The sequence below is a fragment of the Nonlabens xylanidelens genome, from assembly GCF_002934445.1.
Classification (GTDB): Bacteria; Bacteroidota; Bacteroidia; order Flavobacteriales; family Flavobacteriaceae; genus Nonlabens; species Nonlabens xylanidelens.
In genome coordinates this window covers 124233-135341 of the sequence record NZ_PTJE01000008.1, presented here as the reverse complement: position 1 = coordinate 135341, position 11109 = coordinate 124233, and the positions used below count along the sequence as shown (strand labels likewise).

Annotated in this window: 12 protein-coding genes; 10 read left to right on the top strand and 2 right to left on the bottom strand. The window is 30.8% G+C overall.

Annotation, left to right across the window (positions count from 1 at the left end):
• Positions 1-497 precede the first annotated feature (497 nt).
• Complete coding sequence (locus LY01_RS13760; RefSeq protein WP_104516589.1) at positions 498-869, bottom strand: hypothetical protein; 372 nt, start codon at positions 867-869, stop codon at positions 498-500.
• A 2-nt stretch (positions 870-871) separates the two neighbouring features.
• A complete protein-coding gene (locus LY01_RS13755; RefSeq protein WP_262497528.1) occupies positions 872-1951 on the bottom strand; it encodes a GIY-YIG nuclease family protein in 1080 nt (359 codons plus the stop codon).
• A gap of 106 nt (positions 1952-2057) precedes the next feature.
• Between LY01_RS13755 and LY01_RS13750 the strand changes: the two genes are divergently transcribed.
• The 10 genes from LY01_RS13750 to LY01_RS13710 are packed head-to-tail and all read left to right on the top strand — an operon-like array spanning position 2058 to position 11095.
• A complete protein-coding gene (locus LY01_RS13750) occupies positions 2058-3125 on the top strand; it encodes a tyrosine-type recombinase/integrase (protein ID WP_104516585.1) in 1068 nt (355 codons plus the stop codon).
• A gap of 10 nt (positions 3126-3135) precedes the next feature.
• Entirely contained in the window at positions 3136-3852 is a 717-nt protein-coding gene (locus LY01_RS13745) for a toxin-antitoxin system YwqK family antitoxin (RefSeq protein WP_104516583.1), read from the top strand.
• Positions 3818-5077, top strand: coding sequence for a hypothetical protein (locus LY01_RS13740; protein WP_104516581.1), 1260 nt, complete (start codon positions 3818-3820; stop codon positions 5075-5077). The genes LY01_RS13745 and LY01_RS13740 overlap by 35 nt, the downstream gene beginning before the upstream one ends.
• A gap of 36 nt (positions 5078-5113) precedes the next feature.
• Positions 5114-5305 (top strand): hypothetical protein, encoded by a 192-nt coding sequence (locus LY01_RS15050; RefSeq protein WP_146080443.1) that lies wholly within the window; start codon positions 5114-5116, stop codon positions 5303-5305.
• Positions 5287-5712, top strand: coding sequence for a PulJ/GspJ family protein (locus LY01_RS13735; RefSeq protein WP_104516579.1), 426 nt, complete (start codon positions 5287-5289; stop codon positions 5710-5712). The genes LY01_RS15050 and LY01_RS13735 overlap by 19 nt, the downstream gene beginning before the upstream one ends.
• Positions 5713-5715: 3 nt before the next feature.
• A complete protein-coding gene (locus LY01_RS13730) occupies positions 5716-6849 on the top strand; it encodes a type II secretion system F family protein (RefSeq protein WP_104516577.1) in 1134 nt (377 codons plus the stop codon).
• A 1-nt stretch (position 6850) separates the two neighbouring features.
• A complete protein-coding gene (locus tag LY01_RS13725) occupies positions 6851-7276 on the top strand; it encodes a type IV pilin protein (RefSeq protein ID WP_104516575.1) in 426 nt (141 codons plus the stop codon).
• A gap of 5 nt (positions 7277-7281) precedes the next feature.
• Positions 7282-7782 (top strand): hypothetical protein, encoded by a 501-nt coding sequence (locus tag LY01_RS13720; RefSeq protein WP_146080442.1) that lies wholly within the window; start codon positions 7282-7284, stop codon positions 7780-7782.
• Positions 7779-9164 (top strand): GspE/PulE family protein, encoded by a 1386-nt coding sequence (locus tag LY01_RS13715; protein ID WP_104516571.1) that lies wholly within the window; start codon positions 7779-7781, stop codon positions 9162-9164. Before LY01_RS13720 ends, LY01_RS13715 begins: the two co-directional genes overlap by 4 nt.
• Entirely contained in the window at positions 9164-11095 is a 1932-nt protein-coding gene (locus LY01_RS13710; RefSeq protein WP_104516569.1) for a type II secretion system protein GspD, read from the top strand. Before LY01_RS13715 ends, LY01_RS13710 begins: the two co-directional genes overlap by 1 nt.
• The last annotated feature ends 14 nt before the right edge of the window (positions 11096-11109 follow it).

Here is an 11109-nt window from a genome sequence, read left to right as displayed (position 1 = left end):
TTATTTGTTACTATATTTTCTACAAAAGTATTGCTCACGCGTTGCAAACGCCATGTTTATTCACTCTCGTCACAGACGAGCGCGACGTGGAGATATAATTGATAAACATTTATACACTCAAAAAATAAAAGAGGCTCAGGTAGCTAGAGTGAAGACTAATCAAAATTTCAATGCTTGTATACCAAGCTTAGGATGTAAGTCGCACTAGGGCTTTTAAATCAAGAAAAATACTTTCACTAATTCAATTTCGTATAAAAAAATAGAGTCCTATCTAAAACAGAAAATTAGTATCTCCATATTTTAATGTCTTGGTAGATTATAAGAAGTATAATTTACCAAGACATTCTTTAATATGAGGATCAGGCTACAATCCCTTTAATCATGCGAATTGTTCCAATTTTGGAACGCTTTTGTCGCGGTTTTAGCGATTTGCACCTCGCGCGTTGCAAACGCTATAGTTTATTCACTCTCGTTACAGACGAGCGCGATGTAGGGATTTACTTTATAAAATGTTTAGAATAATATTCTTCCCTTTGGATGAGATTAAAGTAAGACTTCACTACGCCGACTGCACTAGCAGGAGATATTCCAGACAGGGTATTTGGTACTAAGTCGTCATAGTTTTCATTGATCTTTTTGTTCAGAACATGCCACCTTTGTAAGTCAAAAAAGAGATCAAATGTATTTAAGCAAGCAAATATATTTGGCCTATTAAGCAAGCTATAGTCGATAGTTTCTAAAGACTCAAAAATATTATCATAAAACACTACAGTTATATCATCTTTATCTATTCTTACAATACTACCGCAAACATATTTTTCACCTTCAATAAGAAAATAAAAATAACTATTCAAATTCGTTTTTTTCATAATTAACCTTGTTTTTCCACTGTTCCTCCAGCTTCTTTATATTTTTTATCATTCATCTCATATCTTGCATTTTCCAGTGTGCCAGTCCCATTAGCTGCTGTTTTTTTAGTAGTTGGAACTCCAGCTTTTCGAATGTATGATTCTTCTAAAACATCTAAAGCAGTGCCCTCTTTTGCAGTTCCAATAACATCAAATTCAAATTCCGCATCTGGATTTTTCTTCGCATGTTCTTTCATCCTTTTTTTATACCTTTCAATATTTTTAGCCTGACCTATATAATATTTATTAGTCGTCTTGTTGAATCTCCTGTAAATCACTCCTGAACCTGAAGGCATATCTGCAATATTCAAAACTTTGAAACTTGCTGCTTGACTTGACACCCTTGTAGGTAACCTTGTCAATCGAACACCTGGTAACTTAGGCTTGAACAAATTTCGACCTACGGTTCCAGTTAAAATCATTTGAACTGGGGCTTCGTAGTTTTCCAATTTTGTAAAGGACTCGCCTACATCACTAAGTTGCTGTTCTATTGGAGTTTCGGTAACATACTTAGAAATATTAGTCGAAGTTTCTTGTACAGGAACTACAAGCATAGTATGTAAATCATAGTTCCTTTGCGCTGTAATCAAAAAATAAGATTCATTTATAATGCTACTCGATGAGTTGTATAAAGATCTGTGACCAGTATTATCTATAAATCTCCAAAAATTATTTCCAGCATTCTCGAACCTTTTAATGACACTCACATCATCATTTTTTTCAAAAACCGTTTTGTAATCTAAATGTTCTAAATATGGCGTTAGATTCTCTTCTAAACCTTCTAACTCTATAAACTGAATCACCTTATTTCCGCTAAATTGGTAAGGTGTGTACCAAGGGTATTTTTGTTCAAGCGGATCAACCGCAAAAAATCTACCCAATCGAGGATCGTGCATTCTAAAGGTATAATTATAACTATTCCCTTCACCTTTAACTTCATCATCACGCTCTTGACCTTGGAAACCGTAGCGATACGCGTCGCTATCGACACTTCCATGTCTATTATTTAGGAGCATCCCATACGGATTATATTGCTGTTTTATTCAATTTACACTATATCTAAGAACGAACTGTTTAAAACAGTGATTAAAAATAGCGTGTTTTTGCTTAAAAAGAGCTAAAATTGAAAATAATTTATGGAATATTTTTATGAAAGTTACACAACCCTTTTTACCTCTTTATAAAAAATTTGTAAATGATTCAAAAAATGGCAAAAGATTGAATAAAGATGGCAAGCGCATAAGTACTGGAACTATTAAAAATTATAAACAAGCTTATTCTTTATTGTGTAAATACTGCCTAGAAAAAGAAATTGAATTGAGAGTAGCAAATGCAAATAAACTTACTAAGAAGGAATTTCTTTCTGAACAGAAATATTGGAAAAAATTTTATACATCTTTTACTACCTATTTATATAAAAATGGATGCCATGACAATTATGTAGGGTCTCAAATAAAAATCTTAAAAACAGTTTTTAATTTTTTAAAAAATAATGAAGGTTTAAATGTCGGTCAGTTTTACAAGAATTTTTACGTTCGTAAAGAAGAAGTGGATATTCTCGTGCTTTCTCAAGAAAGATTAAAATTTTTAATTCATGATCAAGAATTTGAAAAGACTCTTACTAACAAAGAACGTATTGTTAAAGATATGTTTATTATGGGTTGCACAACAGGATTTCGTTACTCTGACCTAGTAAGTGTAACTATTAAAAATTTTAAAAAGTCAGAAGGTAAATACTACATTACTAATAAAAGTAAAAAAACTAAAACAGAGACAGCAGTTCTTCTTCCTAGTTATGCGGTAGATATTTATTACACTTATAAAACAAAGAGCACAAAAAACCTTTTATTCGGCTCTATGAGTCTTAATAAATTTAATGAGACACTTAAAGATATAGGTTTAAAAGCTGGTTTTACAGAAGTAGTAGAGTACAAAAGAGAGCAAAGAGGCATTGAGAAAAAATTAGTTAGTGCTAGAAAGCAAAATCTTTTTTGCAATAAAATGAGTAGTCATATGATGAGGCGCACAGCAATAACTACATTATTAATATTAGGAATGCCAGAATTATTAGTAAGACAAATAAGTGGTCATAAATATGGCAGCTCTTCGTTTATGAGATATGTTAAGTTTGCTCAGGCATACCTTGATAAAGAAATAGAATCCGTATATTCCAAACTCGAAAATTATGCCCCTGAGTCCGTAGGGTCTAATCGTTAAGCAAATAAAAATGAGAATACTGTTTATTTTGTTATTTCTGTCTTTTCCACTAAGTAGTATAACTAAAAGAGTAACATATGATAAAGAAAATCAATATACATTCTATGTGGTACACGATCCTGAAAAAGTAGAGGTGTATAGCCATATAGACTATTACTGGTACAAAGATAGAAGGGTTCATGTTTCTAAGGGGACTTATTCTGGAGAACTGTTACACGGTGTTTATCAACATCAAAGTCGCGATTTTGATTTGAAGGAGAATGGCAGGTTTTTTTTAGGTCAAAAAGACAGTACATGGAATACTTATAATATTGAAGGTGAATTAATTAAAAGAATTAATTATGACAAAGGGTTATTACATGGAGATTATAAAACTTTTGTAAATAATGAACTTGCCCTGTCAGGCGTTTACAAAAAAGGGAAGAAAAAAGGAAGGTGGATCAACTATCAAACAAAAGATACTCTTTATTATTATGGAGATATGCCCCAAAGTATCAAACGAGATAACTGGATTGTTAGACAGTGGAAATGGATTTTCAAACCTTCTACAAAAGATAGTGTTCATTTAGAGCAAAAGAATTTATTAAAACCTATAGATAGTGCTAGCTTAAAAAAGGTAGATTCTTTACAAGTTAAAAAAACTCAAAAGGCAAAGAGAAAAACCGAAGTAGAATATGAGGTAAGAACAGTAAATGGAAGAGAAAGAAGGTACAAGAAAGGGATTTAAAGCGCAGTCACTTATACAGACTATATATCTATGCGTTGTGTTGCTTCTTTTAGTGGGCTCACTTTTTTTATTAAGTGATTTAAAAGGAAAGTTACTTTATCATTATGATGGTCTTAATGACCATATCTACCAGCACTTAAAATTAAAAGACTATTACCTCAACGGTGATGGTGATGGTGATTTTGATAGGATAGGAGATGGTTTTTATTCACAAATAGAATTAGACGCCTTAACTAAAGAAAAAAAGTGGGGTATTTACTCCATTTTTCAACTCCGTACCAGTAAGCGCTCTTTTCAAGATCAATTAGATAGCTTTTGGAAAATAAAATCAAAACCTAGCGGTATTCATGTATTAAGAACAATCGATAAAGGTGTAGCAATAAAGTATAAAGGCAAAGTGGTTCTGAATGGATCTTTAATGATTCCAGAAAAAAGTTTTAGTAATAATAAATTGCAAGCCGTTGTGGGAAGTGCTTCGCAACTTAAATTAAATGGGAGTTTTGTAAAAGCTCCTATGAACCTTTCTAAACTCAAAGATCAATTTGTTGTTCCAGAGGTAGATGAAGAATTCCGCTTTCGCGAAAGCGAGATAAATAACAAAATCATAACAAATTCTTTTAAACAACCTACCATAGAGATTACCCTAGAAAGCAATCTCATAGAAGACTTTCAAATATCTGGGAATGTCATAATTAAATCTTCTGATATAATTAAAATAGCCAATACGGCAAAAATGAATAATTGTCTGATTGTAGCGCCTAGAATTATTGTTGAAAAGGGATTTAAAGGAAGTGTTCAAATACTAGCTTCTGAATTTATTAAAATAGAAGATGATGTACAGTTAGATTCTGGAACAACTATTTTTTTAAAAACAAAAGGAGATAAAGGAATGGTGTCTGTCTCTAAAAACGTTTCAATTAATGGAAATATAATTGTTATGGACGACGTTACACAAGATATAACAGAGTCGTTTTCAAAATTAATTTTATCAGAAGATGTACTTATAAAAGGAGATGTTTACTGTCAAGGAGTAAGTTTCTTAAAAGGAGAGATTAATGGATATGTTTATACAGCAACAGTAGGGACACTAAGCGGTAGTGAAGAAAGCCTTAATGTGATAAGTGACGTGATAATAAATGAACCAATTATTTTAAATAGAACTGGTCTACATATGGAAGAAAAAGATGGCGAGTCTAAGTATAATGTTATTTCAAAAATGTTCTAATTGAAAGCAACGTCACTCATAGAAACAATTTTCTCAATGCTTATACTTGCAATTTGCATTACGATGGCTAGTATGTTATTCTTTGCGCTTACTTCTTATGATGATAGAATTGAAGATTTAGTTACAAAGCAAAATCTCAGAAATGAATTTTTAATAAATGATCTAGACGTTGTTCAAAAACAAGAGACTATAATAGAATACAATATTAAATGGGGAACAAAAAAATAAATCTAGATGCATTTACTATATCAGAAACCCTCATTTCTATGTTGATAAGCGCATTGATAATAGGTATATCTTATTTTTTCATTGCAACGATTTACGATCAAATGAAATGGTTTTCTGACACTTCTCAAAATACTGAAGAATTTGCCAGTATCTCATACGATTTAAATAGAAAAGTATTTGAAGCAAACAAAATTGGACAAAACAAGAGTTTTATAACATTAGAAAGTATGACTGATACTACTAGAATTGATAAAGTAAGTAATAGGGATACAAATGATCACAATGTATTTTATCGTTCTATAGATACAATTTTGATGAATAATAGAAAATATTTAAAAATTGATTTTATGATATCTCATTCTTATGGCACATCTTCTTTTCCTTGTTATTTTGAAATATTTGAATAAAAAATGGCAATAGATTTCTCACAACATACCATTAAAAATGAGTTTGCTCCTGATAATTCTGAGCCTAGATCGGGCATCAGTATTTTTTCTTTTCTAAACAAATTAGGTATAAAGGAGCGAGAAATGTTTTATCGAGAACTATCTGTATTACTCACATCAGGTTTGGATCTCAAATCATCTTACGAGATTTTAAAAAGTCAGTATAAAAATAAGAAAGTGCTTTATAAAATGATTTCGAGTATTTTAATAAGTACAAGTTCTGGTAAGGGAATAAGAGAGTCATTTGAAATTGCCGGCGGCTGCAGTCAGTTTGAATTGATTAGTTTAAGTATAGCAGAAGAAACAAAGAATTTACCTTTAGTTCTTGAAAATCTCGCAGACTATTTTAAGTCTAAAATAGAATTGAAACGACAAATTATTTCTCTACTCACCTACCCAGTAATAATACTACTTATTACGGCTGGGGTTCTTTATTTCATGCTCGATATGGTTGTTCCTATGTTTTCAAATGTTTTTAAGCAATTTGGGGCAGATTTACCATATTTGACTAGGAAAATAATGAATATTTCTCAGGATTTGTCATTTTATACTTACACTATTTTAGGAAGTGTAGTAAGTCTGGTTGTTGTCAACAAGGTGTTTAGTAAAAATGAGCAATTTAATATTGCAAAAGAAAAAACATTGTTTAGAGTTCCAGTTTTTGGCGCATTACTAAAAACAATAGCACTTAATAGGTTTTGTTCCTCGATGTCTATTTTATTAGACTCAAATGTGCAGTTAACTAAAGCATTATCTCTTTCTCAAGAGGTTATGGAGTATAAAACTTTGAGAATAGCTATAGCATGTATAGAAAACGATATCGCTTTAGGTAAATCTTTGTCAGAATCTATGGTCAATTTTAATATATTTGATACCAAGATGATAACAATGATTTCGGTAGGTGAAAAATCTAATTCACTTGTAAAAATGTTTAATCAACTTAGTTTGCAATATAATGATGATGTAAGTCATAAGGCTAAATTAATAGGAACTATCTTAGAACCTTTAATAATCGTTGTCATAGGTACAATTGTAGGGGTAATAATGATCGCGATGTACGCTCCCATGTTTGACCTTTCTAAAATAATGAGTCCTTGATATGAAATTTAAAAAGAATAAAAAGCATAATTTAAAAAAACTTAAAGCATATACGCTGTCTGAGATACTAACAGTTTTATGTATCATCGGTATTTTACTTATGTTAGCTTTGCCTAGTCAAACACCAGTAATTAGTCAAGCAAAAGCAATAGAAGCCCAGACAATGCTTAACTATATTTATGGATTACAAAAAAGTCATTTTTATCGTTATTCTAAATACGCTGCAACATTAGATGATTTAGGAATTGAAGATAGACCTACGGTTGATCAAGGTGGACTAGCAGTATATAGAATAGAAATAATCTCTGCAGATGTTGATAGTTTTGTTGTTAGGGCAATTAGTGTTTCAGATTTAGATTCTGATGGTAATTACAATACTTGGGAAATTAATCAATTAAAAATTCTAAAAGAAGTAGTACGAGAATGAGTTTGATGATTGATTTATTAAATGCATTATTAATTATTCTAATGTTTTGGGTTGTGCTTCAAGATTTTAAATCTAGAACACTCAACTTATATGTAGCAATTTCTATTTTCTTGATTTCATCTATTATTGCTTTAAATACATATGCAATAAATTGGATTTTAGAAGTTATTTTCTATAATTTTCTATTACTTGTGTTATTTTACGGATTGTTAATATTGTTTTATTTGTACAGAGGTGTGAGTTTATTTGATTTTTTTGAAGGTAAATTAGGTGTCGGTGATATTGTATTTACAATTTCTATCATATCTTGTTTTACATTTAAAAACTTGCTGTATTTTTTATTACTTTCATTTCTGTTCTCTTTGCTCATACATAAAGGTTTGAGCTTTTTCAAAAGCATTAAATCACCAACTATACCCTTAGCAGGAAATATGGCTTTATTTCTTATAATCGTAAAATTTTCAAAAACATTTGGATTTAATGAACCTATTAATTCATTAATATGAAAGAACTTGAAGTAAATGAGAGTTTAGTTTCATTATTAAGTAGTGCCTTAGCAAAAAAATATAGAGTTATTCCTTGGAAAATGGAAAATGATGTGTTTTTTTTATATGCAGACTTGGAACTTGAAATGCAAAATTCTAGGGATGACTTATCTGTTTTATTAGATAAGAATATCTCTATGACTTATGTAGAGACTTCCTTTATAGAAAGTGCATTGAATCGACTTTATCTTGAAACAGATGTGTTGAATGATTTTCAATTCTCTATTTCTCGTGGTCTAGCAGATTTGATTATGGAAGCACAAGTTCTCAGAGCAAGTGATGTTCATATTGAAGCCTTTGAAGACCTTTACCGCATCAGATTTAGAATAGATGGTAAGCTTATAGAAAGACATTTATTAAATCAAACAGAGTTTAAGGAGCTGAATAATAGAATAAAAATTGAGGCTAATCTTGATATTACAGAAAAGCGTGTGCCACAAGATGGGCGAATAAGGAACTCTTCGATGGATTTAAGGGTAAGTGTATTACCAACTCTTCATGGTGAAAAAACAGTAATAAGAATATTAGGTAATGACGCTTCTCAATTAGAATTAGAGAGTTTGGGATTTTCTTCAAAGGATCTTAAAATGTTTAAGAAATCGATTGATAAGCCTAATGGTATAGTTTTAATTAGCGGGCCAACAGGTTCTGGTAAAACAACTACGCTTTATGCATCATTAAATCGTTTGAATGATGTTGCTAAAAATATAGTGACTATTGAAGACCCTATTGAATATACATTAAAAGGGATTAATCAAGTTCAATTAAGAGAAGATGTTGGATTGACGTTTGATGGTGCTTTGAAATCATTTTTGAGACAAGATCCTGATATCATTATGTTAGGAGAGATAAGAGATAGTAAAACGGCTCAAATGGCTATGAGAGCTTCTTTAACTGGTCATCTTGTTTTGTCAACAATACATACTAACTCTGCAAAAGGAATTATTAGCAGGTTGCTTGATATGGGGATACCGCCCTTTTTAATTTCAGACACTTTAAATCTTGCAGTTGCCCAAAGACTTATCAGAAAACTATGCAATAATTGTAAAACTTTAAGAGAAGATTCAAGTCTATTGTGCTCTAAATTAGGTATTGAAAGTTGTAATATTTTTGAGGCAGTAGGGTGCAAGATGTGCAATCAAATAGGATTTAAGGGAAGAATTGCAGTATATGATTTACTTGAAATTGATGAGTCAATAATCCAAATGTTGAGAAGTGAAAGTAATGCATCATTTCTAAAAGAAGAAAATAGTAAGTTAGAGGTTAGAGCTTTAGAAGTTTTATCGAAAGGCATGACATCAATAAGTGAGGTGCAGTCAATCATTCAAAAAGAATTAATTTAATGAGAGGAATCATTATCATCATTGTAAGTGTACTATTTAGTAATTTAACACTAGCTCAGGATGTCGTTACGGTGTCTGATAGTACTGTAATAAATAATTATGAAAAAATCCTGGACGACTATGCTATAAAACGACCAGGCTTAAAAGAAAAAATTAAAATTGATATTTCTGGATTAACTATTGAGGATGTTATAAACGTCCTAGCTCAGGAACATGAATTAAATGTTAGTGCAGATATAGAGTTTATGGAACCTATCAATACAAATTTCTATGATGTTACCGTTAAGAACGTATTTTTATTTTTAATAGATAAATACAATTTAGATTTTAGGAATAATAGAGATATTTTGGTTTTTGCAAACAAAAAAGAAATAATTGAAAAAGAGATTATTGAAGAGAAAGCTGTGGATCTTAGTTTTGATCCTAGGAATAAATTTTTATCAATTAAGATTAGAAATGACTCTTTGATTAGAGTAGCTGCTGCAATTACTGATGTCACTGGCGAAAATATTATATTAAGTCCTGATTTAAAAGAAAAAATTATATCATCGTACATTATTAATAGACCTATCGATGACGTATTGAATTTAATGGCAAAGGGGAATAATTTATCATTAGACAAGGATTTAAATGGAACTTATTTTCTAAATCTTTTGGATGAAAATTCAAAAGAACAACCTCAATCTGCTCAAGATAGAAATAGCTCTACAAATTCAACTAGCAATTTTCAGGTTCTGGGAGAAAACTATATCTCTTTAAATGAAAATGGGTTTATTTCTATTAATGTAAAAGACATGCCACTGAAACAGATTATAGAATCGGCTGCCATAAAGAGCAACGTTAATTATTTATTGTATGATCAATTACCTATAGAAAATCGTACAGTAAAAGTTGAATTAATATCATTTGATGATCTGTTAAAGCATCTATTTGCTGGAAGAGAAAATGGTTTCACTTATGAAGATGGTCTTTATTTAATTGGAAATGAGAAAACGGAAGGTATTAGAAAGTCCAAACTCATTAAGATGAAAAATAGGACGATTGAAAATGTGTTAATTAGCTTGCCAAAAATTTTTACAGATGATCTTGAGATAAAAGAGTTTATAGAATTAAATGGTCTTGTTGTTACAGGTAATCCAATTTTAATTGAAGAATTAGAGGATTATCTTTTGCAAATTGACGAAGTTGTACCTTTAATAGATATACAAGTTATAATAGTCCAATATCAAAAAGGTTATGATTTTACCTCTGGTTTAACTATTGGAAAGGATGATCAGCCTAGAAGCAACACAGGTGTTTTAAACCCAGGTGTTAATGGAACGCTTAATCAAAGTGGAATAAATCGATTAATAGATGTTTTTAATGGTTGGGGTGTTTTCAATATTGGGCAAGTGACCGATAACTTTTATGTGAACCTTGAGTTGCTAGAAACTAACTCCATTATTAAGATTCATTCAACTCCTAGAATTGCTACTTTAAGCGGGCATCAAGCAACTTTATCCATCGGTCAAACTGATTATTATTTTGAGCAAAACAATAGAATACTAACAGGTAATGTAAATACTGACGTTTTAAATTCAGGGACATGGAAACCTACAGACGCAAATTTAAGTGTAAGTATTCTACCATACGTTTCGACAGATGAAAGTATAACTTTACAAATAACTGTGGATCAAGACTCTTTCACAGGTCGTGTAGCGGATACGGCTCCTCCAGGTAAATCTACTCAAAACTTTGAATCTCTTGTAAGGGTTAAAAATAATGAAATGATCTTATTGGGAGGATTAGACGAAATTAATAATGAGAATTCAGGTAGCGGCACACCGTTACTTAGTAGAATTCCTGTTTTGAAATGGTTTTTCAGTAAAAGAAGGAAGGCTAAAAACACATCAAAGTTGCATATTTTTATTAAACCTGTAATTACTTATTAATGTTAACAAGGTTT